This window comes from Streptococcus mitis (assembly GCF_946190065.1).
Classification (GTDB): domain Bacteria; phylum Bacillota; class Bacilli; order Lactobacillales; family Streptococcaceae; genus Streptococcus; species Streptococcus mitis_DE.
Genome location: NZ_CAMHZD010000021.1, coordinates 19577 through 42655, shown reverse-complemented (window position 1 = coordinate 42655; position 23079 = coordinate 19577). Strand labels below are relative to the sequence as shown.

Sequence of the window (23079 nt, the reverse complement as noted above, 5' to 3'; positions counted from 1 at the left end):
TGGGACTTTTTTTCTACACAAAAATAGGCTCCATAATATCTATAGGGGATTTACCCACTACAAATATTATAGAGCCTTATTAGTTTGATTTGCTGTTGCGACTGTTTTAGGGATGGCTATCTTTCTTAGAATTACTCAACAAGTGAGTAAAGAAGTCTTTGTATCGTTGTTTGAGATATTTCTCATGCAAAACTAACAAAGCGATATAGAAAATCAAAAAGATTGTAGTCAGATAAAACACATCAAATGCAGTTCGCGCATAGTAAGCGGCTGATTGATAAGAGCCAATAGCTACCAAAATCAACCAAGGCAGATACTTGTAATACTTATTTAGCATAAGAGTGCACCTCCTATATTCTATTTCAATGTTATTATATTCCTTTGTACTTAAAATTGCAAGCGATTACAAAAAATAAATTCAAATTTTTAATAGGAAAATCTCCTGTTTTTCTGTTTTATTACGAATAGAAGAGTAGGAGGAGTAAATGTATCTAAAGTATTTAAGATTTTTAAAATAGTTTAGATAAATTGTTGACATATTTAAATTACAATGTTACAATTATATTACAAAAAGATTTCTTTATATTTCTAAAATATTACAAAGGGGTAGAAAAATGAAAAAGAAAACATATATCAAATTGATGGCAGCAACTGTATTGGCTTCTACCTTGCTGTTAGGAGCTTGTGGAAATAAAAAGGAAACAACTCAAGCAAGCAGTTCTGCTAAGACAAGCCAATCATCAAGCTCTAAAGCAGCTTCTGCTAGCAAAGAAAGCAAGACTCAGAAGTCCTCAAGTTCAGCTTCATCTGAAAAGGCCAAGACAGCTACTGACCAGTCTGCAGCAACTGCAACGCCATCACAAGCGGCACCTGCACCAGAGCAAAGACAAGGTCAAGAAGTGTCTAATCAACAGGCGGCTAGTAAACAGACTCCTGCTCAGGCTCCTTCAACTCAACAGGCTCCTCAAGCCCAGTCTAACCAATCAAGCTATGATCCTACAACTGACCGCAAACTTCAAGACAAACAGGCAGAGCAAAATAAACGCTATAAGGGTGTCTTAACCATGGTTGATGGTGATTTCTCAGCTGCAGCGGGCAACTGGAAGGGAGCCAATGGCGAAACCATCACAGTTTCATCAGGTGGTCAATTTACAGTAGAATCTTCCGATGGAAAGAAAGAAAACTATTCTATCAGAGGTTACTCTTACACTCTTGATGATGGTAAGTATAATGCCAAAATTGGTGGAGGAAAAGTCATCCAAATTACAACAGGAGCGGATGGTAAGGTTTCCAGTGTTGCTTTGAGTCAATAATAGCTCTCAGTATTTGAATTTTTACAATCAAAGAAAATCCGTCAGCTCAATAAGAGTTGACGGATTATTTTATACTTGGGTTAAAAATTCTTCTGTAGTAAGAATTTGAGCAAACTCATCTTGTAGAGAAAGGAGATTAATCTCATGGATAGTCTCAGGAGAGATGGTCTGATCGTTTTTGTTAGATAGGGTAAAACTGGCAGTAGCATCTGCTAGTAAAGTGACTTCAAAACCAAGATTTGCTGCCATTCGTGTCGTAGTAGATACACAATGAGGCAGGGTCAAACCAACAACGACTAAATGACAAATCTGATTTTTTCGTAAATATGTTTCAAGATTTGTTCCAATGAAGGCGCTATTAACCGTTTTTTGAAAGACAGTTTCTGCAGTAACTGGCTCAAATCCACTTTTAAACTCCTGATTTTGTTTGTTATGAAATTGCGACTGGGGATTGTCAGATATGTGTTGAACATGTAAGACTGGAAGAGCATGTTTACGAAAGTATGCCAGTACCCTCAATGCTTGTTGTTCAGCTTGAGGGTTGTTCCGTTCTCCCCAGATAGGGTTATCAAATGCTTTTTGCATATCGATAATCAGTAGAGCAGTATGAACCATTTTAAGCCTTATCCAATTGCAAGAGAGCCTCAATCTCTGCCAGAGTGCTAGCTTGTGAAATGGCTCCACGGAGTTTGGCTGCGCCAGATGTTCCACGGAGGTAGTGAGGAGCGAGTCCACGGAATTCACGAACTGCTACGTTTTCTCCTTTGAGGTTAATTAAGCGTTTCAAATGTTCGTAGGCGATTTTCATCTTGTCCTCAAAGGTCAAATCAGGTAGGATTTCTCCTGTTTCAAAGTAGTGGTTGATTTGGTTGAAGAGGTAAGGATTTCCCATGGCAGCGCGGCCAATCATAACTGCGTCAGCACCAACTTCTTCGATGCGTTGTTTGGCTTCTTGGACCGTACGGATGTCACCGTTGGCGATGAATGGAATCTTGGTCAAAGCTTGAGCGACCTTGTGAAGGGTCTCAAGGTCTGCATGACCCGTATACATTTGTTCGCGGGTACGGCCATGCATAGCAAGGGCAGAAACACCTGCAGCTTCAGCAGCGAGGGCATTTTCTACTGCAAGAGACGGGTCAGACCAGCCTGTACGCATTTTGACAGTAAGTGGAATATCAAGGACAGATTGAACCTTGTTGATAATAGAGTAGATCTTGTCTGGGTCCTTGAGCCACATAGCGCCAGCTTCGTTCTTCACGATTTTATTAACTGGGCAGCCCATGTTGATATCCACGATATCGGTTTTGGTGTTTTCTTGGATGAATTCTGCTGCGCGTGCCAGGCTGTCTTCATCACTACCAAAAAGTTGGATAGAAACAGGGTTTTCGCCTTCATCGATATGAAGCATATGCAGGGTTTTTTCGTTGTTGTATTGGATTCCCTTGTCAGAGACCATTTCCATGACAACGAGTCCAGCTCCGAGCTCTTTTGCAATAGTACGAAAGGCTGAGTTGGTCACGCCAGCCATGGGCGCTAAAACGGTACGATTGGGAATCTCAACATTGCCAATCATAAAGGGTGTATTAAGATTTGTCACGAATGAGTTCCTCCAGGTCGTGTTCATCAAAGTTGTAAGTTGTTTGGCAGAATTGACAAGTGATTTCTGCCCCGTGGTCTTCCTCTTTCATTTCCTGTAAGTCTGAGCTTGGAAGGCTAGCAAGAGCGTTCATAAAGCGTTCATGGCTACAGTCACATTGGAAACGGATTTCTTCCTCAGAAAGACGCTTGTAGGCCTCGTCCCCGTAGATAGCCTTGAGGAGGGCTTCGATATGGTCTTCACTTTCGAGAAGGGTCGAGATAGCTGGCATTTCTTGGATGCGTTTTTCAAAGCGAGCAATCTCTTCTTCCTTGGCTCCCGGCAAGACTTGGACTAGGAAACCACCTGCAACCTTGACCTTGTCTTCTTCGTCCAAAAGGACATTGAGACCGACTGCTGAAGGTGTTTGTTGGCTTTCAGTCAGGTAAAAGGCAAGGTCTTCACCAATTTCTCCAGAGATAAGGGGAGTCATAGAGTTGTAAGGATTTCCAGTACCGTAGTCTGTGATAACGAGGAATTGACCATTTCCAACAAAAGGTCCAACTAGAACTTCACCAGTTGCAGTCTTTTTGATGTCAACACCAGGATTTTGAACGTAGCCTTTGACGTTACCTTTGGTATCAGCGACGGTGATGATAGCACCTAGGGAGCTAGATCCCAGCACCTTAACTGTTAGTTTAGTGTTTCCTTTTTCATTGGCTGCGAGAATCTGGCTAGCGATAAGAGTTCGACCAAGTGCTACAGTTGAGCTAGCTTGGGTTTGGTGTTTTTCTTGAGCAGTGCGGACGGTTTCTGTGCTGTCAAGGACAAAAGCACGAAAGGCTCCGCTTTCTGATATAGTTTTAATAATTTTATCCATAGCTACTATTTTAGCATAAAAATGCCCAAAGGGGGAGCCGTGTGTTTGCTGATTTTCAGGATAATGGACCGGGAATTTAGCAGGGAAATAAAAAGAGAAACAGATTATTTCAGCATTTGTAAGATTTATGCTATGCTTAAGGTAGAACATGAAAGGGGTAACAAATGTATTTAGGAGACTTGATGGAAAAGGCTGAATCTGGCCAATTTTCAATCCTTTCCTTTCTATTACAAGAGTCTCAGACGACTGTCAAGGCTGTAATGGAGGAAACAGGATTTTCAAAAGCAACCCTAACCAAATATGTCACCCTGCTCAATGACAAGGCTTTGGACAGTGGTTTAGAGCTGAACATCTCCTTAGAAGATGAAAATCTGCGTCTGTCAATCGGTGCAGCTACCAAGGGGAGAGATATTCGGAGCCTGTTTTTGGAGAATGCTGTTAAATACCAGATTCTTGTTTATCTTCTTTACCACCAACAGTTTTTGGCCCATCAGCTGGCTCAAGAATTGATGATTAGTGAGGCTACGCTTGGTCGCCACTTGGCTAGTCTAAATCAGATTTTGTCAGAATTTGACTTATCCATCCAAAATGGACGGTGGCGAGGTCCAGAGCATCAGATTCGCTATTTCTATTTCTGTCTTTTCCGCAAGGTCTGGTCGAGTCAGGAATGGGAAGGCCATATGCAGAAACCAGAGAGAAAACAGGAGATTGCTACACTAGAAGAAATTTGCGGTGCAAGTTTGTCTTCGGGTCAGAAATTGGATTTGGTTCTCTGGTCTCACATCAGTCAACAACGTCTCCGGGTCAATGCCTGTCAGTTTCAAGTCATAGAAGAGAAAATGCGAGGGTATTTTGACAATATTTTCTACCTTCGTTTGCATCGAAAGGCTCCGTCCTTTTTCGCTGGGCAACATATTCCACTAGGAACTGAGGATGGGGAGATGATGATTTTCTTCTCTTTCCTCCTATCTCATCGCATTCTTCCTCTTCATACTATGGAGTATATCCTTGGATTTGGAGGGCAGTTAGCAGATTTACTGACGCAATTGATTCAAGAAATGAAGAAGGAGGAGTTGCTGGGGGATTATACAGAGGACCATGTCACCTATGAACTCAGTCAACTTTGTGCACAAGTCTATCTCTATAAGGGTTATATCTTGCAGGACCGCTACAAGTACCAGTTAGAGAATCGTCATCCTTATTTGTTGATGGAACATAATTTTAAAGAGATAGCAGAGGAGATTTTTCATGCTCTACCTGCCTTTCAACAGGGGACAGACTTAGATAAGAAAATTCTCTGGGAATGGCTCCAGTTGATAGAGTATATGGCTGAAAATGGTGGTCAACATATGCGGATTGGTCTGGATTTGACATCTGGTTTTCTTGTCTTTTCAAGGATGGCAGCTATTTTGAAACGGTATTTGGAATACAATCGTTTTATTACCATTGAAGCCTATGATTGTACTCGGCATTATGATTTGCTGGTTACCAATAACCCTATTCATAAGAAGGAACAAACACCAGTCTATTATTTAAAAAATGACTTGGATTTGGAAGATTTGGCAGGGATTCGTCAGTTATTATTCACTTAAAAGGCTTGGTTGTTCCAGGTCTTTTTTGTGAAATTCACACAATCTCCTCACGTTTTTTTAAAAATTAAAAAAAGTTGATGAACAAGAAAGCGCTTTATTTTGTATACTAGTTAGTGTAAAGAGGAGACATCCTCAAGATCTTTATCAGGAGGACAGCACATGTCACAAGAAAAATACATCATGGCCATTGACCAGGGAACTACAAGTTCTCGTGCCATTATTTTTAACAAAAAAGGAGAAAAGGTTAGCTCGAGTCAAAAAGAGTTCACTCAGATTTTCCCTCAGGCAGGTTGGGTTGAGCACAATGCCAATGAAATTTGGAACTCTGTTCAGTCAGTTATTGCTGGAGCTTTCATCGAAAGTGGTGTCAAGCCAAACCAAATCGAAGCCATCGGGATTACCAACCAGCGTGAAACAACGGTTGTCTGGGATAAGAAAACAGGGCTCCCTATCTACAACGCTATCGTTTGGCAATCACGCCAAACTGCTCCTTTGGCTGAGCAACTAAAAAGCCAAGGTTATGTGGAAAAATTCCATGAAAAGACTGGTTTGATCATCGATGCTTACTTCTCTGCTACTAAAGTTCGTTGGATTTTGGACCATGTAGAGGGTGCGCAAGAGAGAGCTGAAAAGGGAGAATTGCTCTTTGGTACGATTGACACTTGGTTGGTTTGGAAATTGACTGACGGTGCGGCTCACGTGACGGACTACTCAAATGCAGCCCGTACCATGCTTTATAACATTAAGGAACTCAAATGGGATGATGAGATTTTGGAAATCCTCAACATTCCTAAGGCTATGCTTCCAGAAGTTCGTTCTAACTCTGAAATCTACGGTAAGACAGCGCCATTCCATTTCTACGGTGGACAAGTGCCAATCTCAGGTATGGCTGGGGACCAACAAGCAGCCCTCTTCGGTCAGTTGGCCTTTGAGCCTGGTATGGTCAAGAATACTTATGGAACAGGTTCTTTCATTATCATGAATACTGGTGAAGAGATGCAGTTGTCTGAGAACAACCTCTTGACAACCATTGGTTACGGAATCAACGGTAAGGTTTACTATGCCTTGGAAGGTTCTATCTTCATCGCAGGAAGTGCCATTCAATGGCTTCGTGACGGTCTTCGCATGGTAGAAAATTCACCAGAGTCTGAAAAATACGCTCGTGATTCTCACAACAATGATGAAGTTTATGTCGTTCCAGCCTTTACAGGTCTAGGTGCTCCATACTGGAACCAAAATGCCCGCGGTTCTGTCTTTGGCTTAACTCGTGGAACAAGTAAAGAAGACTTTATCAAGGCAACTCTTCAATCTATCGCTTATCAAGTCCGTGATATCATCGATACGATGCAAGTGGATGCGCAGACAGCTATCCAAGTCTTGAAAGTAGACGGTGGTGCAGCTATGAACAATTTCCTCATGCAGTTCCAAGCTGACATTTTGGGAATCGATATCGCACGCGCCAAAAACTTGGAAACAACAGCTCTAGGGGCAGCCTTCCTAGCAGGTTTGTCAGTGGGCTATTGGAAAGACTTGGATGAGTTGAAACTCTTGAACGAGACAGGAGAACTCTTTGAACCATCGATGAACGAATCTCGCAAGGAACAACTCTACAAGGGCTGGAAGAAGGCTGTAAAAGCAACGCAAGTCTTTGCGGAAGTAGACGACTAATACTGGAAGAATAAAGCGACTTAGTTAGAAAGTGTGTAAATATGGAATTTTCAAAGAAAACACGTGAATTATCAATTCAAAAAATGCAGGAACGTACCTTGGACCTCTTGATTATCGGTGGAGGAATTACAGGGGCTGGTGTAGCCTTGCAGGCAGCAGCTAGTGGTCTAGATACTGGTTTGATTGAAATGCAGGACTTCGCAGAAGGAACATCCAGTCGTTCAACAAAATTGGTTCACGGAGGACTACGTTACCTTAAGCAATTTGATGTAGAAGTAGTATCAGATACAGTTTCTGAACGTGCAGTGGTTCAACAAATCGCACCACACATTCCAAAACCGGACCCAATGCTCTTGCCAGTTTACGATGAAGATGGAGCAACCTTTAGCCTCTTCCGTCTTAAAGTAGCTATGGATTTGTACGACCTTTTGGCAGGAGTTAACAACACACCAGCTGCTAACAAGGTCTTGAGTAAGGAAGAAGTCTTGGAACGCCAGCCAAACTTGAAGAAAGAAGGTTTGGTAGGAGGTGGGGTTTACCTTGACTTCCGTAACAACGATGCACGTCTCGTGATTGAAAACATCAAACGTGCCAACCAAGACGGTGCCCTCATTGCCAACCATGTTAAGGCAGAAGGCTTCCTCTTTGACGAAAGTGGCAAGATTACAGGTGTTGTAGCTCGTGATCTCTTGACAGACCAAGTCTTTGAAATCAAGGCCCGTCTGGTGATTAACACAACAGGTCCTTGGAGCGACAAGGTGCGCAATTTGTCTAATAAGGGAACACAATTCTCACAAATGCGTCCAACTAAGGGAGTTCACTTGGTAGTGGACTCAAGCAAGATCAAGGTTTCACAGCCAGTTTACTTTGATACAGGTTTGGGTGATGGCCGTATGGTCTTTGTTCTCCCACGTGAAAACAAGACTTACTTTGGTACAACTGATACAGACTACACAGGTGATTTGGAACATCCAAAAGTAACTCAGGAAGATGTAGATTACCTACTTGGCATTGTCAACAACCGCTTCCCAGAAGCCAACATCACCATTGATGATATCGAAAGTAGCTGGGCAGGTCTTCGTCCATTGATCGCAGGCAATAGCGCTTCTGACTACAATGGAGGAAATAACGGAACCATCAGTGATGAAAGCTTTAACAACTTGATTGCTACTGTTGAATCTTATCTCTCTAAAGAAAAAACGCGTGAAGATGTTGAGTCTGCTGTCAGCAAGCTTGAAAGCAGTACCTCTGAGAAACATTTGGACCCATCTGCAGTTTCACGTGGTTCGAGCTTGGACCGTGATGACAATGGTCTCTTGACTCTTGCTGGTGGTAAAATCACAGACTACCGTAAGATGGCTGAAGGAGCTATGGAGCGTGTGGTTGACATCCTCAAAGCAGAATTTGATCGCAGCTTTAAACTCATCAACTCTAAGACATATCCTGTTTCAGGTGGAGAATTGAACCCAGCAAATGTAGACTCAGAAATCGAAGCCTTTGCGCAACTTGGAGTGTCACGTGGTTTGGATAGCAAGGAAGCTCATTACCTAGCAAATCTTTACGGTTCAAATGCACCGAAGGTCTTTGCCCTTGCTCACAGCTTGGAACAAGCACCAGGACTCAGCTTGGCGGATACCTTGTCCCTTCACTATGCAATGCGCAATGAGTTGGCTCTTAGCCCAGTTGACTTCCTTCTTCGTCGTACCAACCACATGCTCTTTATGCGTGATAGCTTGGATAGCATCGTTGAGCCAGTTTTGGATGAAATGGGACGATTCTATGACTGGACAGAAGATGAGAAAGCAACTTACCGTGCGGATGTCGAAGCGGCTCTCGCTAACAATGATTTAGCAGAATTAAAAAATTAAGAAAAAATCAAAGAGGTGGAGGGCAGGCTTCCTTGTCGCCCGCCCCTTCTTTTTAATGGAGACAGAAAGATGATGAATGAATTATTTGGAGAATTTCTAGGGACTTTAATCCTAATTCTTCTAGGAAATGGTGTTGTTGCTGGTGTTGTTCTTCCAAAAACCAAGAGCAACAGCTCAGGTTGGATTGTGATTACGATGGGTTGGGGGATTGCAGTTGCAGTTGCAGTCTTTGTATCTGGAAAACTCAGTCCAGCTCATTTGAATCCAGCTGTGACAATTGGTGTGGCTTTAAAAGGTGACTTGCCTTGGGCATCAGTATTCCCTTATATCCTAGCCCAGTTCGCAGGGGCTATGCTCGGTCAGATTTTGGTTTGGTTGCAATTCAAACCTCACTATGAGGCAGAAGAAAATGCAGGAAATATCCTGGCAACCTTCAGTACTGGACCAGCCATCAAAGATACTGTATCAAACTTGATCAGCGAAATCCTTGGCACCTTTGTATTGGTATTGACAATCTTTGCTTTGGGACTTTATGACCTTCAAGCAGGAATCGGAACCTTTGCAGTGGGGACTTTGATTGTCGGTATCGGTCTATCACTAGGTGGGACAACAGGTTATGCCTTGAACCCTGCGCGTGACCTTGGACCTCGTATCATGCATAGCATTTTGCCAATTTCAAACAAGGGAGACGGAGACTGGTCTTATGCCTGGATTCCTGTTGTGGGACCTGTTATCGGAGCAGCCTTGGCCGTTCTCGTATTCTCACTTTTCTAATTTAGAAAATAGAGCTTGAGATGAGTATCTCAGGCTTTTTTCATTGAGTATAACTTCTTAGAGCTAGCCTCCAACGATAATAATTCCTTCAAAAAATAGGAAGAATAAAGGCACTAGCTTTTGCTTTCTCATGTAAAAAACCTCACTTTTGTTTTCTGCTATTTTATGCTAAAATATTAAAAATCAAATTTTAATTCCAAAGTTGGCAACTAAGATAGGAGAGCTATATGTCTAATTCATTTATCAAATTGTTAGTCTCTCAATTGTTTGCAAATTTAGCAGATATTTTCTTTAGAGTAACAATCATTGCTAACATATACATTATTTCAAAATCAGTAATTGCCACATCACTAGTTCCCATTTTAATAGGGATATCCTCTTTTGTTGCAAGTCTTTTAGTTCCTTTAGTTACTAAAAGGATAGCGCTAAATAGGGTTTTATCTTTATCCCAATTTGGAAAGACTATATTATTGGCGATACTGGTAGGAATGTTTACCGTAATGCAATCAGTAGCGCCTTTGGTGATCTATCTATTTGTTGTTGCAATTTCCATATTAGATGGTTTTGCAGCACCCGTTTCCTATGCTATTGTGCCGCGCTATGCGACCGATTTGGGCAAGGCTAACTCAGCCTTATCAATGAGTGGTGAAGCCGTTCAATTGGTGGGGTGGGGGTTAGGTGGACTCTTGTTTGCAACAATTGGTCTGTTACCAACCACGTTTATAATTTTGATGTTGTATATAATTTCTAGCTTTCTGATGTTATTTCTTCCTAAGGCTGAAGTGGAGGTGCTAGAGTCAGAGACAAATCTTGAAATTTTGCTCAAAGGTTGGAAGTTAGTTGCTAGAGATCCTAGATTAAGACTTTTTGTATCAGCAAATTTATTTGAAATTTTCTCAAATACGATTTGGGTTTCGTCTATCATACTTGTCTTTGTAACTGAGTTATTAAATAAAACGGAAAGTTACTGGGGATATTCTAATACAGCATACTCTATTGGTATTATAATTAGTGGCTTAATTGCTTTTAGGCTATCTGAAAAGTTCCTTGCTGCTAAATGGGAAAGTATTCTTTTTCCTCTTGTAGCTATGGCAATAGTGACACTGACTATTCTATATTTTCCAAACGCACAGATGTTTTTATTATTTTCAGCTTTAGTTGGTATGTTATCGCAGCTAAAAGAAGTTCCTGAAACTGTATTTCTTCAGGAAACAGTAGAGGAAAATAACTTGGTTAATGTCTATTCCGTTCTTGAAGTGATTTCGACATTAGCATTTTCAGTATTTGTTTTGCTAATGAGCTATATTACTGAGAGTTTTGGTATTAGCATAAGTTTTTGGCTATCAGCCATCTGTCTGATGATAGAAGCTATTTTAATTTATATCAGACGGGACTATTTTAAATGAGAGACCGGGTAAGAAGTCTTTAAAAATCAGAAAAGCGCATAGTATCAGGTGTTGAAAAACTTGATATTGTGTGTTTTATTATGAAATTGAATTTATGAAGAGAAAGTTCAAATCCATGAACTAAAAAAACAAGGAATTAGCTTAGAGCAACTTTCCACTATATTTGGAGTAGGTATTTCTAAACTAACGTACATATTTAGTTTGAGTGATCGTTATAGGATTGAAATTGTCAAGAAAGGGCAGAATCGCTATTATTCTCCAGAATTAAAACAAAAAATGATTGATAAAGTTCTTCTTGAAGGTCGTTCGCAAGGAAGTGTTAGTCTTGATTATGCCCTCCCAAACCAAGGAATGCTTCCAAATTGGCTGGCACAATACAGGAAAAACAGGTATACTATTGCTGAGAAAACAAGAGGAAGGTTAGCTAAAATGGGACGTAAACAGAAGAAAACTTGTGAAGAAATGACAGAATTAGAATGACTTCAGGAGGAGAATGAACACTTACGTACTGAGATAGCTTACCGAAAAAAGTTAAAAGAGTTATAGGAAAGGGACGAAGCCTTACAGCTAGAAAGGCAGAATTCTTCACTGGTTCCTTCATCAATTTTTTGTTCTTGAATTTTATTTATGGTGTGAATAATTTTGTCTCATTATTGGGATTCAGTACTAAGAGTCAGTTGGATTTTTTATTTTAAAAAATTAGAAAATAGAAGTATTTATAGTTTTTAAATTATGGTATAATGAATGGAGTTAACTATCCTTGGTGATATGATAGGAGCTAATCCTAAAAAGATAAATCAGGAGATGATAAAAAGAAAAAAGGAGTTTGGCTGGTATGAATTATTTCGAGGGGAATGAATTCTTCCTTCTCTTGTTTGTAGTTTTACTGATTGGTTTTGTGGTAAACTTTTTTGAAAAACGTAAGGACTACTATATTTTGGTTCTCTCCCTCTTATTTACAGGAGCTATTTATGGCAAGAGTAGAGCGATGATTGTCTATTTACTCGCCTTTGTCGTTTACCAATATTTGATAGTTTTTCTAGCACAAAGGATGGAAGCAAAGCGGTTGAAACCTCTTGTTTTTCTTTCCATTCTGCCTTTGGTGCTTAATAAAGTCTTTGCCTTGACTTCTCTGCATCTGTTGGCTTTTATTGGGATTTCTTATATGTCCTTTAAAACAATACAAATCATGCTGGAAATATCGGATGGTTTGATTAAAGAAAAAATCAATATAAAAGATTATCTTCAGTTTCTACTCTTTTTCCCAACAGTTAGTGCTGGTCCGATTGATCGGAGTAGGAGATTTTTAAAAGAGATAAACGATGTCATGCCACGAAAAGAGTATCTAGAGCTGGCAGGTGACGGTGTTTATCGTATCGTTCTAGGCCTTCTTTACAAGGTTGTTTTATCAACCTATGTTTACCAGATGTTACTCGCTCTAAATAATACTAGCACAGTCGTCTACTCAATCAAATATATGTACCTCTATACCCTGTATCTGTTCTTCGACTTTGCAGGTTATAGTCTAATGGCCGTTGGAAGTAGTAATATTTTAGGTATTCAGACACCGATGAACTTTAACAAACCTTTCTTGAGTGTTGATATCAAGGATTTCTGGACCAGATGGCATATCACCTTGTCAACCTGGTTGAGAGATTTCGTATTTTCAAGAGTTTTGATGCAGGTTATTAGAAAAAAATGGTTTAAAAATAGACTACACAATGCAACCTATGCCTATATGGTCAATATGTTGGTCATGGGCTTTTGGCATGGTCTTAGTGTTAGCTACATTGTTTATGGCTTTTACCACGGAGTTTTGATGGCTGGATTTGAAATATATCAAAAGAAAAGCAATTTTTATAAGAAAAATAAAAATAAAAACTGGTATAAGCTACTAAGTTGGTTTGTGACCATGAATTTGGTTATGATTGGTTTCTTTATCTTTTCAGGTGAACCCTATAAAATCTTACTTACGATTTTAAAGAGATAAGAAATTGAAAAGAGATTGGACGAATCGAAGGGATAGGATAAAACGAGATGATTAAACTAAAAGCATTTTTGCTATCGCTTGTGCTCGTAATTGCGACGCTTGCCCTTTTAAATGTGACATACGTCAAGAAGATTGACGATTATTATAAAGTCAAGGATAATAGTATTCGCTATAGCACTTCGTATGAAAAGTATAAAAGTAGAGATATTCTGACAAGCAATATTACTGCCAATACACTGGTTTTATTGGGTTCTTCGGAGTTGGTTGCGACTATAAATGAAGACTATCATCCCAATAAAATTTTTAACTACAACGATTTTAATATCATGCAGATTGGGACCAGCTATTCTCAAAACATCATTCAGGCTACGACCTTGGGTTCTATTGAGGGATCTATGAGTAAGCGAAAAGTAGCTATAGTAGAGTCTGTTCAGTGGTTTGAAAAAGATGGGACTCATCAAGATGCCTTTTTGAACAAGGCTTCTCAGGAACATATTTTCCACATGCTAGATAATGATAAGATTAGTAAGGAAACGAAAAAAAAATTAATCAATCGGATTATTGATATTACCAAGGGAAACAAGCAACAAAATGACATCTACAAAAAATACAAAAGTTATTTCATAGATGAGAAAGGAATGATTGTTGATAAAAAACTATTGGAGTTCGATAATGCGATTTATTCCTTTAAACTCAAACAGACTTTTTATCAAAAACATGCCAAATCAGATTATCCTTCACTAGGGGATAAAACCCCAGACTATGATTGGGGGCAGCTGACGGATCAGTTTGTAGAAGAGGTCAAAAAGAAAACAAACAACAATGACTATGCTGTTGATAACAACTACTACAATACCTACTTGAAAGATCGCTATGTATCTTTGAAAGATTCTAATAAAAATTTGAGCTACTTGGAGTCACCAGAGTATTCAGATATGGAACTTTTCTTGACAGTTGCCAAGGAATTGGGAATTGAAGTTGAAGTCATTATTTTTCCAGTAAACGGGAAGTGGAACGACTACACAGGTGTTTCAAGAGAGATGCGGGAAAAAACTTACAAAAAAATAGAAGATGTTGCAAAAGGCCATGGTGCAACAGTACTAAACTATGGAAACAGAGAGTATGATGATTACTTTTTATTTGACGTGATGCACGTTGGAGTGAAAGGATGGATGGAAGTTGAAAAAGAACTTTACAAATTTGCAAACCAAGCTAACTAACACACACCGTTTAATCTTGTGGACGTTATTTTTCTATACGGTTATCTTAAGCATCGTGATTTATTGTTTTGTGACCGATTTTTCGAACATTCAAGAATTTATCTATAGTGAATTTTAGGATTACATACTATAAAAATCTCTAGATAAAGGGAACTGCACCGATAAAGTGAGACATAAGATAGGGCTCTATAATATTTATAGTGGAGAAATCCTCTATAGGTAGTATGGAGCCTACTTTGTTGTAGCCCCCATATAATCTATACTGAAAAGCACTCAAGCTATCATTAGAAAGAATCATGTGGAACAAATTAATGTTACTGAAACGTAGTGAAAATAGACGGGTAAACAATTGAAAAACTAGTCTATAAAGTGGTATAATAGCAGAAAATAAATTAGTAAGAAATTGATTTTATTTTAGCGAAAATTACAGAAATGAATGGTTTTTCTTGATGAAACAGAGAAAAGAATTGTACCTCTTTTTTGGTCGGACAGCCTTGTATTTTATTATCTTTCTAGGGCTACTTTACTTTTTTAGCTATCTTGGTCAGGGTCAAGGAAGCTTTATCTATAATGAATTTTAACTTGAAGGAGAATCCTTATTATGTCAAATAAACCAATAGTAGATATGATTGAAACCATTGAGCATTTTGCTCAGACCCAGCCTAGCTATCCTGTTTACAATGTTTTGGGGCAGGAACACACTTATGGAGATTTGAAGGCTGATTCGGATAGTTTGGCTGCAGCCATTGACCAACTAGGCTTGCCTGAGAAGTCTCCTGTGGTTGTTTTTGGAGGCCAAGAGTATGAGATGTTGGCAACTTTTGTAGCGCTGACTAAGTCAGGTCATGCCTACATTCCAATTGATAGCCATTCGGCTTTGGAGCGAGTTTCAGCTATTTTAGAAGTAGCGGAGCCAAGTTTGATTATTGCCATCTCAGATTTTCCATTGGAGCAGGTTTCTACGCCAATGATGACTCTAGCTCAGGTTCAAGAAGCCTTTGCTCAAGAGAATAACTATGAGATCACGCATCCAGTCAAGGGCGATGATAACTACTACATTATCTTTACTTCTGGTACAACTGGTAAGCCTAAGGGAGTGCAGATTTCACATGATAACCTCCTCAGCTTTACCAACTGGATGATTACGGACAAGGAATTTGCGACGCCAAGTCGTCCGCAAATGCTGGCTCAGCCACCTTATTCTTTTGACTTGTCTGTCATGTACTGGGCACCGACATTAGCACTTGGTGGTACACTTTTCGCTCTTCCTTCAGCTATTACTCAGGACTTTAAGCAACTCTTTGCGACCATCTTTTCATTGCCAATCGCTATCTGGACATCAACCCCTTCTTTTGCGGATATGGCCATGTTGTCTGAAGACTTTAATAGTAAGAAAATGCCTGGAATCACGCATTTCTACTTTGATGGCGAAGAATTGACGGTTAAAACAGCTCAAAAACTGCGCGAGCGTTTCCCAAATGCCCGTATTATCAATGCTTACGGCCCAACAGAAGCGACAGTGGCCCTGTCAGCAGTTGCCGTGACAGATGAGATGCTAGCGACTCTCAAACGTCTACCAATCGGCTATACCAAGGCTGATTCTCCAACCTTTATCATTGACGAGGAAGGAAATAAACTGCCAAATGGCGAACAGGGAGAAATCATTGTTTCTGGACCAGCTGTTTCAAAAGGATATATGAACAATCCTGAAAAAACAGGGGAAGCCTTCTTTGAGTTTGAAGGTCTACCAGCCTACCATACAGGAGATGTGGGAACTATGACAGATGAAGGCTTGCTTCTCTACGGAGGACGCATGGACTTCCAGATTAAGTTTAACGGTTACCGCATTGAGTTAGAAGATGTCTCTCAAAATCTTAACAAGTCTCGCTATATTGAGTCTGCTGTCGCTGTTCCGCGCTATAACAAAGACCACAAGGTGCAAAATCTATTGGCCTATGTCATCTTAAAAGATGGTGTTCGTGAGCAGTTTGAGCGTGATATCGATATTACTAAGGCCATCAAGGAAGATTTGACAGACATCATGATGTCCTACATGATGCCGTCTAAATTCCTTTACCGAGACAGTTTGCCACTGACTCCAAATGGAAAAATTGATATCAAAGGATTGATTAATGAGGTAAATAGGAGATGATGGAGTTCTTTAAACAGCTTCCTCATTTAGAGCCATACGGCAATCCTCAGTATTTTGTCTATGTGATTGCTGCAACCTTGCCCATCTTTATCGGTCTCTTTTTCAAGAAACGCTTTGCCTGGTATGAAGTACTGGTTAGTCTTTTCTTTATCGTCACCATGTTGGTAGGTGGGAAGACCAATCAGTTGGCTGCCTTGGGTATTTACCTTTGCTGGGAAATAGTGCTCCTGCTTTTCTACAAGCATTATCGAAAAAGCAAGGATGGCAAGTGGGTCTTCTACCTAGTTAGCTTTCTATCCCTCCTTCCGATTATCTTTGTCAAGGTGCAGCCAGCTATCAATGGAACGCAGTCTTTGCTTGGGTTTTTGGGAATTTCTTACCTGACCTTTCGTTCGGTTGGGATTATCATCGAGCTGAGAGATGGAGTGATTAAGGATTTTACCCTCTGGGAATTCCTCCGTTTCCTTCTCTTCATGCCGACCTTTTCAAGTGGCCCAATCGATCGCTTTAAGCGATTTAATGAAAATTATCAGACCATTCCTGAGCGGGATGAGTTGATGGATATGCTGGATGAATCTGTTCGCTATATCATGTGGGGCTTTCTCTACAAGTTTATCTTGGCCCATATTCTCGGAGAGACTTTGTTGCCTCCTCTGAAGAATCTAGCCCTGCAGTCAGGTGGTTTCTTTAATCTCTATGTTTTAGCGGTCATGTATACCTTTGGTCTGGAGCTCTTCTTTGACTTTGCAGGTTACTCTATGTTTGCCTTAGCCATCTCAAACTTGATGGGAATCCGTAGCCCCATCAACTTTAACAAACCCTTTTTATCAAGGGATTTAAAAGAGTTTTGGAATCGTTGGCACATGAGTCTTTCTTTCTGGTTCCGTGACTTTGTCTTTATGCGAATGGTGATGGTGTTGACCAGAAAGAAGGTCTTTAAGAATCGTAATGTAACCTCAAGTGTGGCCTACATTGTAAATATGCTGATTATGGGATTTTGGCATGGAGTGACCTGGTACTATATCGCCTATGGACTCTTTCATGGGATTGGGCTGGTCGTCAATGACGCTTGGGTTCGTAAGAAAAAAACACTCAATAAGGAACGGAAAAAAGCAGGGAAGTCTGCTTTACCTGAGAATCGCTGGATTCAGTTGCTTGGCATGGTTGTCACCTTCCATGTCGTCATGCTGTCATTCTTAATCTTTTCTGGATTCTTGAATGATCTATGGTTTAAAAAATAAAAGGAAATAAAATATGGATATCAAATCAGAAGTTATCGAAATTATTGATGAGTTGTTTATGGAAGATGTTTCTGACATGATGGATGAAGATCTTTTTGATGCAGGTGTCTTGGATAGTATGGGAACGGTTGAGTTGATTGTGGAGATTGAAAACCGCTTTGACATTCGTGTTCCTGTTACAGAGTTTGGTCGCGACGACTGGAATACAGCTAATAAAATCATAGCTGGTATTGTGGAGCTACAAAATGCTTAAACGCTTATGGATGATCTTCGGACCGGTCTTGATAGCTGGCTTGTTGGTTATTTTGGTTATATGCTATTATCCTGCAAGTATTAGACATGACATTGTATCTGAAAAGCATTCGGCAGCTTCTGTTACTGCAGAAAGTTTTAGAGAACGAAATCAAAAATCAAAAGCTTTGTCTGATACTTCTATCCGATTTATACCTTTCTTTGGTTCAAGTGAGTGGCTTCGTTTTGATGGTGCTCATCCTGCAGTATTGGCTGAGAAATACAATCGCTCCTATCGTCCTTATCTTTTAGGACAGAGTGGAGCTGCATCGCTAAACCAGTATTTTGGAATGCAACAGATGTTGCCAGAAATAGAGAATAAGCAAGTCGTATTTGTTATATCTCCCCAATGGTTTACAGAAAAAGATTATGAATCTGCAGTATTTCAATCGTATTTTAATAGTGACCAATTAACTTCCTTTTTAGAAAATCAATCAGGAGATATTAGTAGTCAGCATGCATCTAAGAGATTATTAAAACAGTTTCCAAATGTATCAATGAAAGATATAATACAAAAAATTGCTAATAATGAGTCTCTTTCAGAGTTCGATCATATTCGTATAAAGATTAGCGCTCTAATCAATCAGAAACAAGCAAATTTTTTTGGACAGTTCTCAATCAGACAGTGGTTGAAATATAAAGAACATGTTGATAAATATTTGAATACTATTCCAGACCAGTTTTCTTATCAAAAAATAGAAGATGCTGTCAAAGCAGATGCAGAAAAAAATACTTCTAATAATGAATTTAGTATAGATAATCATTTCTATGATACACAAATCAGAGACTATTTGAAAAAGTTAAAAGGATCACAGACTAGTTATAATTACCTTAAATCATCCGAGTACAGTGACTTGCAGTTAGTTCTAAATCAGTTTGCCAAATCAAAGGTCAATGTAATGTTTGTGATTCCTCCCGTAAATAAAAAATGGATGGATTTTACAGGATTGGATGAAAATATGTACCAACAAACGGTACAGAAGATTCGCTATCAGTTAGAAAGTCAAGGTTTTACCAATATAGCAGATTTTTCTAAAGATGGTGGGGAGCCTTTCTTTATGAAGGATACCATTCACCTTGGTTGGTTGGGTTGGTTAGCTTTTGACAAGGCAGTTGATCCTTTCCTATCCAATCCCACACCAGCTCCGACTTACCATCTGAATGAGCGCTTTTTCAGCAAAGACTGGGCGACATACGATGGAGATGTCAAAGAATTTCAATAGGGGAATGAAAGAAGAGTTTAAGAATGAAACTAGCTTTCACGTTTTTTCTTGACTCTTTTTTTGGTTGTGATATAATTAACCAGTAAATAATTTCAAAGAATAGTATTTTCTCTTAAAAAAGAGAAATCCAAAAGGAAAGGAGTCAGATATGAGACAGCTAGCTAAGGATATTGATGCCTTTTTAAATGAGGTGATTTTACAGGCGGAAAACCAACATGAAATCCTAATAGGTCATTGTACTAGCGAGGTGGCCCTGACCAATACTCAGGAGCACATTCTCATGCTCTTGTCAGAGGAATCTTTAACAAATTCAGAGTTGGCTCGTCGCCTCAATGTCAGTCAGGCGGCAGTTACCAAGGCCATTAAGTCTTTGGTCAAGGAAGGGATGTTGGAAACATCTAAAGATCCTAAGGATGCGCGTGTGATTTTTTATCAGTTGACTGATTTGGCTCGTCCAATCGCTGAGGAGCATCATCATCACCATGAGCATACACTTTTAACCTATGAACAAGTGGCGACTCAGTTTACTCCAAATGAACAAAAAGTGATCCAGCGGTTTTTGACTGCTTTAGTAGGAGAAATCAAATAATGAGATATATTACGGTAGAGGATTTATCCTTCTATTATGATAAGGAGCCCGTTCTTGAACATATCAATTATAGTGTTGATAGTGGGGAATTTGTTACCTTGACAGGGGAGAATGGGGCAGCTAAGACGACATTAATCAAGGCCAGTCTTGGAATCCTCCAACCACGCATTGGCAAGGTAACCATTTCAAAGACAAATACGCAAGGTAAGAAATTGAGAATAGCCTATCTTCCTCAGCAGATTGCCAGTTTTAATGCTGGTTTTCCAAGTACGGTTTATGAATTTGTCAAGTCGGGTCGCTATCCGCGAAAGGGCTGGTTCCGTCGTTTGAATGCTCATGATGAGGAGCATATCAAGGCTAGTCTGGACTCAGTTGGGATGTGGGAACACCGAGACAAACGCTTGGGATCTCTATCTGGGGGGCAAAAGCAGCGAGCGGTGATTGCGCGTATGTTTGCTTCGGATCCAGATGTGTTTATCCTAGATGAGCCGACAACGGGGATGGATGCAGGAAGTAAAAATGAATTTTACGAACTCATGCATCACAGCGCCCATCATCACGGCAAGGCTGTTTTGATGATTACCCATGATCCTGAAGAAGTTAAGGACTATGCGGACCGCAATATTCATCTAGTCCGTAACCAAGACTCACCATGGCGTTGTTTCAACGTTCATGAGAATGATCAGGAGGTGGGTCATGCTTAGTTTGTTATCTTATGATTTTATGCAGCGTGCCTTTCTGGCCGTTATTGCTATGAGTCTTTTCTCGCCAGTTCTTGGGACCTTCCTTATCTTGCGTCGTCAGAGTTTGATGAGTGATACCCTCAGTCACGTCTCGCTTTCAGGTGTAGCCTTTGGTTTGGTTCTGGGGATTTCTCCGACTATTTCCACTATTGCTATTGTCTTGATTGCGGCGGTCTTTTTGGAGTATCTCCGTACGGTTTACAAGAGCTTTATGGAAATCGGGACAGCTATCCTCATGTCAACAGGTCTGGCTGTTTCTCTGATTGTCATGAGTAAGGGCAAAAGCTCTAGTTCTATGAGTTTGGACCAGTACCTTTTTGGTTCAATCGTGACGATTAGCGAGGAACAGGTCATTTCTCTCTTTGTCATTGCGGCGGTTGTTTTGATTTTGACCTTCCTCTTCTTGCGTCCGATGTATATCCTGACCTTTGATGAGGATACGGCCTTTGTGGACGGCTTGCCTGTTCGTACCATGTCCATTCTTTTTAACATGGTGACGGGGGTGGCCATTGCCCTTATGATTCCAGCTGCGGGAGCTCTTCTGGTATCGACTATTATGGTCTTGCCAGCTAGTATTGCCCTTCGTCTGGGGAAAAACTTTAAATCGGTTATGTTGCTTGCCAGTGCGATTGGATTTTTGGGAATGGTAGCAGGACTTTACATTTCCTACTATGCAGAAACACCTGCAAGTGCAAGTATTACCATTATTTTTGTAACTGTCTTTTTACTCATCAGTTTAGTAAGACGTTTTATCAAATAGGAGACGAACGTGAAAAAAATTAGCTTATTGCTAGCCAGTCTATGTGCCTTGTTTTTAGTGGCTTGTTCCAATCAAAAGCAGGCAGATGGCAAACTAAATATCGTGACAACCTTTTACCCTGTCTATGAATTTACCAAGCAAGTCGCAGGAGATACGGCTAATGTAGAACTCCTAATCGGTGCTGGTACAGAACCCCATGAATATGAACCATCTGCCAAGGCAGTTGCCAAAATCCAAGATGCAGATACCTTCGTTTATGAAAATGAAAACATGGAAACATGGGTTCCTAAATTGCTAGATACCCTGGATAAGAAAAAGGTGAAAACCATAAAAGCGACAGGCGATATGTTGCTCTTGCCAGGTGGTGAGGAAGAAGAGGGAGACCATGACCATGGAGAAGAAGGCCATCACCATGAGTTTGATCCCCATGTTTGGTTATCACCAGTTCGCGCTATTAAATTAGTAGAGCATATCCGTGACAGTTTGTCAGCAGATTATCCTGATAAAAAAGAGACCTTTGAGAAGAATGCTGCTGCCTATATCGAAAAATTGAAAGAATTGGATAAGGCTTATGCAGAAGGCTTGTCTCAAGCCAAACAAAAGAGTTTTGTGACTCAACACGCAGCCTTTAACTACCTTGCCTTGGACTATGGACTCAAACAAGTCGCAATCTCAGGCCTCTCTCCAGATGCAGAGCCATCAGCTGCTCGCTTGGCGGAATTGACAGAGTACATTAAGAAAAATAAAATTGCCTATATCTACTTTGAAGAAAATGCCTCACAAGCCCTTGCTAACACACTTTCAAAAGAGGCAGGTGTCAAAACAGATGTCCTTAATCCTTTGGAAAGTCTGACAGAAGAGGATACCAAGGCTGGCGAAAACTACATCTCCGTTATGGAGAAAAACCTCAAGGCTCTGAAACAAACAACAGACCAAGAAGGCCCAGCAATTGAGCCTGAAAAGGCAGAGGATACCAAGACAGTTCAAAATGGTTACTTTGAGGATGCAGACGTCAAGGACCGCACCTTGAGTGACTATGCAGGTAACTGGCAATCAGTTTATCCTTTCCTTGAAGATGGTACTTTTGATCAAGTCTTTGACTACAAGGCTAAGTTGACAGGTAAGATGACTCAGGCTGAGTACAAGGCCTACTATACAAAAGGCTATCAGACAGATGTGACTAAGATTAATATCACTGATAACACTATGGAATTTGTTCAAGGTGGACAAAGCAAGAAATATACTTACAAGTATGTTGGTAAGAAAATCTTGACTTACAAGAAAGGCAATCGTGGCGTGCGTTTCCTCTTTGAAGCGACAGATGCGGACGCTGGACAATTCAAGTATGTTCAGTTTAGCGACCACAATATCGCCCCAGTTAAGGCAGAACATTTCCATATCTTCTTTGGAGGCACAAGCCAAGAAGCCCTCTTTGAAGAAATGGATAACTGGCCAACCTATTACCCAGATAACCTATCTGGCCAAGAAATCGCCCAAGAAATGTTGGCGCATTGATGAGAAACCGACTAGTTCATAAGAGCTAGTCGGTTTTTGGATACTAGATGGCAAACTTCATTATAGACCTTTCAGCTACCTAAGGAATTTAAAAAATAAATAAAACTCTTGAAATATCGGGGTTTATATGCTAGAATGTAGTTAATTGATAAGGTTCATTAGAACACCAAAGCCCCTAACTAGTGCGATAGTTAAGGGCTTTTTTGACGTATCTTAGCGATTTAACGGGTGTTGATAGGCTAGTCACTCGGTCTAGTCCTTACTATCTAGCCATCTGC

Annotated in this window: 21 protein-coding genes and 1 pseudogene; 18 read left to right on the top strand and 4 right to left on the bottom strand. The window is 40.2% G+C overall.

Features of this window, described 5'->3' with window-relative positions; translation table 11 throughout:
• Nucleotides 1-106: 106 nt before the first annotated feature.
• Nucleotides 107-337, bottom strand: coding sequence for a hypothetical protein (locus OCF96_RS08970; RefSeq protein WP_261017956.1), 231 nt, complete (start codon nt 335-337; stop codon nt 107-109).
• Between the two features lie 277 nt (nt 338-614).
• Between OCF96_RS08970 and OCF96_RS08965 the strand changes: the two genes are divergently transcribed.
• Nucleotides 615-1313 carry a hypothetical protein gene (locus OCF96_RS08965; protein ID WP_261446956.1) on the top strand — a complete coding sequence of 233 codons (699 nt, stop codon included), beginning with the start codon at nt 615-617 and terminating at the stop codon, nt 1311-1313.
• 69 nt (nt 1314-1382) lie between these two features.
• Here the strand turns inward: OCF96_RS08965 and OCF96_RS08960 are convergent, their stop codons facing one another.
• The 3 genes from OCF96_RS08960 to hslO are packed head-to-tail and all read right to left on the bottom strand — an operon-like array spanning nt 1383 to nt 3769.
• Nucleotides 1383-1928 (bottom strand): cysteine hydrolase family protein, encoded by a 546-nt coding sequence (locus OCF96_RS08960; protein WP_261274262.1) that lies wholly within the window; start codon nt 1926-1928, stop codon nt 1383-1385.
• A gap of 1 nt (nt 1929) precedes the next feature.
• A complete protein-coding gene (gene dusB / locus OCF96_RS08955) occupies nt 1930-2910 on the bottom strand; it encodes a tRNA dihydrouridine synthase DusB (RefSeq protein ID WP_000183317.1) in 981 nt (326 codons plus the stop codon).
• On the bottom strand, nt 2897-3769 hold the full coding sequence (gene hslO, locus OCF96_RS08950; protein WP_049499132.1) for an Hsp33 family molecular chaperone HslO: 873 nt from the start codon (nt 3767-3769) through the stop codon (nt 2897-2899). Before hslO ends, dusB begins: the two co-directional genes overlap by 14 nt.
• 164 nt (nt 3770-3933) lie before the next feature.
• Here hslO and OCF96_RS08945 point away from each other — a divergent pair, with 164 nt between their 5' ends.
• The 17 genes and pseudogenes from OCF96_RS08945 to adcA all read left to right on the top strand — a co-directional run bounded on the left by OCF96_RS08945 (nt 3934) and on the right by adcA (nt 22801).
• A complete protein-coding gene (locus tag OCF96_RS08945) occupies nt 3934-5361 on the top strand; it encodes a helix-turn-helix domain-containing protein (protein WP_261446955.1) in 1428 nt (475 codons plus the stop codon).
• A gap of 159 nt (nt 5362-5520) precedes the next feature.
• Nucleotides 5521-7029: a glycerol kinase GlpK gene (glpK, locus tag OCF96_RS08940; RefSeq protein ID WP_000076788.1), complete on the top strand. Its 1509-nt coding sequence runs from the start codon at nt 5521-5523 to the stop codon at nt 7027-7029.
• 41 nt (nt 7030-7070) lie between these two features.
• Nucleotides 7071-8897, top strand: coding sequence for a type 1 glycerol-3-phosphate oxidase (gene glpO, locus OCF96_RS08935; protein ID WP_261047312.1), 1827 nt, complete (start codon nt 7071-7073; stop codon nt 8895-8897).
• A 69-nt stretch (nt 8898-8966) separates the two neighbouring features.
• The gene (locus tag OCF96_RS08930; RefSeq protein ID WP_000980817.1) at nt 8967-9671 is read left to right on the top strand and encodes an MIP/aquaporin family protein; all 705 of its coding nucleotides are present in this window, start codon (nt 8967-8969) and stop codon (nt 9669-9671) included.
• 227 nt (nt 9672-9898) lie between these two features.
• Nucleotides 9899-11077: a ryptide export MFS transporter gene (locus OCF96_RS08925; RefSeq protein ID WP_261446954.1), complete on the top strand. Its 1179-nt coding sequence runs from the start codon at nt 9899-9901 to the stop codon at nt 11075-11077.
• 90 nt (nt 11078-11167) lie between these two features.
• A pseudogene (locus tag OCF96_RS08920) lies at nt 11168-11658 on the top strand (transposase); the annotation flags it as partial.
• Between the two features lie 254 nt (nt 11659-11912).
• On the top strand, nt 11913-13067 hold the full coding sequence (gene dltB, locus OCF96_RS08915) for a D-alanyl-lipoteichoic acid biosynthesis protein DltB (RefSeq protein ID WP_261446953.1): 1155 nt from the start codon (nt 11913-11915) through the stop codon (nt 13065-13067).
• 47 nt (nt 13068-13114) lie between these two features.
• Nucleotides 13115-14287 carry a D-alanyl-lipoteichoic acid biosynthesis protein DltD gene (gene dltD, locus OCF96_RS08910; RefSeq protein WP_261038936.1) on the top strand — a complete coding sequence of 391 codons (1173 nt, stop codon included), beginning with the start codon at nt 13115-13117 and terminating at the stop codon, nt 14285-14287.
• 449 nt (nt 14288-14736) lie between these two features.
• Nucleotides 14737-14868: a teichoic acid D-Ala incorporation-associated protein DltX gene (locus OCF96_RS08905; protein WP_004262018.1), complete on the top strand. Its 132-nt coding sequence runs from the start codon at nt 14737-14739 to the stop codon at nt 14866-14868.
• 20 nt (nt 14869-14888) lie between these two features.
• Entirely contained in the window at nt 14889-16439 is a 1551-nt protein-coding gene (gene dltA / locus OCF96_RS08900) for a D-alanine--poly(phosphoribitol) ligase subunit DltA (protein ID WP_261446952.1), read from the top strand.
• Nucleotides 16436-17680 (top strand): D-alanyl-lipoteichoic acid biosynthesis protein DltB, encoded by a 1245-nt coding sequence (dltB, locus tag OCF96_RS08895; protein WP_261446951.1) that lies wholly within the window; start codon nt 16436-16438, stop codon nt 17678-17680. Before dltA ends, dltB (OCF96_RS08895) begins: the two co-directional genes overlap by 4 nt.
• A gap of 13 nt (nt 17681-17693) precedes the next feature.
• Nucleotides 17694-17933: a D-alanine--poly(phosphoribitol) ligase subunit DltC gene (dltC, locus tag OCF96_RS08890; protein ID WP_000351967.1), complete on the top strand. Its 240-nt coding sequence runs from the start codon at nt 17694-17696 to the stop codon at nt 17931-17933.
• Nucleotides 17926-19194: a D-alanyl-lipoteichoic acid biosynthesis protein DltD gene (dltD, locus tag OCF96_RS08885; protein ID WP_084928023.1), complete on the top strand. Its 1269-nt coding sequence runs from the start codon at nt 17926-17928 to the stop codon at nt 19192-19194. Before dltC ends, dltD (OCF96_RS08885) begins: the two co-directional genes overlap by 8 nt.
• A gap of 148 nt (nt 19195-19342) precedes the next feature.
• Nucleotides 19343-19783 carry a zinc-dependent transcriptional regulator AdcR gene (adcR, locus tag OCF96_RS08880; protein WP_001249308.1) on the top strand — a complete coding sequence of 147 codons (441 nt, stop codon included), beginning with the start codon at nt 19343-19345 and terminating at the stop codon, nt 19781-19783.
• Nucleotides 19783-20487 (top strand): metal ABC transporter ATP-binding protein, encoded by a 705-nt coding sequence (locus OCF96_RS08875; protein WP_001269496.1) that lies wholly within the window; start codon nt 19783-19785, stop codon nt 20485-20487. Before adcR ends, OCF96_RS08875 begins: the two co-directional genes overlap by 1 nt.
• Nucleotides 20480-21286: a metal ABC transporter permease gene (locus tag OCF96_RS08870; protein ID WP_000950030.1), complete on the top strand. Its 807-nt coding sequence runs from the start codon at nt 20480-20482 to the stop codon at nt 21284-21286. Before OCF96_RS08875 ends, OCF96_RS08870 begins: the two co-directional genes overlap by 8 nt.
• 9 nt (nt 21287-21295) lie before the next feature.
• Entirely contained in the window at nt 21296-22801 is a 1506-nt protein-coding gene (gene adcA, locus OCF96_RS08865) for a zinc ABC transporter substrate-binding lipoprotein AdcA (RefSeq protein WP_261446950.1), read from the top strand.
• Nucleotides 22802-23079 lie beyond the last annotated feature (278 nt).

Coding starts and splice junctions, on each gene's coding strand:
- OCF96_RS08970 (WP_261017956.1), bottom strand. CDS start 337: ATGCTAAATAAGTATTACAAGTATCTGCCTTGGTTGATTTTGGTAGCT.
- OCF96_RS08965 (WP_261446956.1), top strand. CDS start 615: ATGAAAAAGAAAACATATATCAAATTGATGGCAGCAACTGTATTGGCT.
- OCF96_RS08960 (WP_261274262.1), bottom strand. CDS start 1,928: ATGGTTCATACTGCTCTACTGATTATCGATATGCAAAAAGCATTTGAT.
- hslO (WP_049499132.1), bottom strand. CDS start 3,769: ATGGATAAAATTATTAAAACTATATCAGAAAGCGGAGCCTTTCGTGCT.
- OCF96_RS08945 (WP_261446955.1), top strand. CDS start 3,934: ATGTATTTAGGAGACTTGATGGAAAAGGCTGAATCTGGCCAATTTTCA.
- glpK (WP_000076788.1), top strand. CDS start 5,521: ATGTCACAAGAAAAATACATCATGGCCATTGACCAGGGAACTACAAGT.
- glpO (WP_261047312.1), top strand. CDS start 7,071: ATGGAATTTTCAAAGAAAACACGTGAATTATCAATTCAAAAAATGCAG.
- OCF96_RS08930 (WP_000980817.1), top strand. CDS start 8,967: ATGATGAATGAATTATTTGGAGAATTTCTAGGGACTTTAATCCTAATT.
- OCF96_RS08925 (WP_261446954.1), top strand. CDS start 9,899: ATGTCTAATTCATTTATCAAATTGTTAGTCTCTCAATTGTTTGCAAAT.
- dltB (WP_261446953.1), top strand. CDS start 11,913: ATGAATTATTTCGAGGGGAATGAATTCTTCCTTCTCTTGTTTGTAGTT.
- dltD (WP_261038936.1), top strand. CDS start 13,115: ATGATTAAACTAAAAGCATTTTTGCTATCGCTTGTGCTCGTAATTGCG.
- OCF96_RS08905 (WP_004262018.1), top strand. CDS start 14,737: ATGAAACAGAGAAAAGAATTGTACCTCTTTTTTGGTCGGACAGCCTTG.
- dltA (WP_261446952.1), top strand. CDS start 14,889: ATGTCAAATAAACCAATAGTAGATATGATTGAAACCATTGAGCATTTT.
- dltB (WP_261446951.1), top strand. CDS start 16,436: ATGATGGAGTTCTTTAAACAGCTTCCTCATTTAGAGCCATACGGCAAT.
- dltC (WP_000351967.1), top strand. CDS start 17,694: ATGGATATCAAATCAGAAGTTATCGAAATTATTGATGAGTTGTTTATG.
- dltD (WP_084928023.1), top strand. CDS start 17,926: ATGCTTAAACGCTTATGGATGATCTTCGGACCGGTCTTGATAGCTGGC.
- adcR (WP_001249308.1), top strand. CDS start 19,343: ATGAGACAGCTAGCTAAGGATATTGATGCCTTTTTAAATGAGGTGATT.
- OCF96_RS08875 (WP_001269496.1), top strand. CDS start 19,783: ATGAGATATATTACGGTAGAGGATTTATCCTTCTATTATGATAAGGAG.
- OCF96_RS08870 (WP_000950030.1), top strand. CDS start 20,480: ATGCTTAGTTTGTTATCTTATGATTTTATGCAGCGTGCCTTTCTGGCC.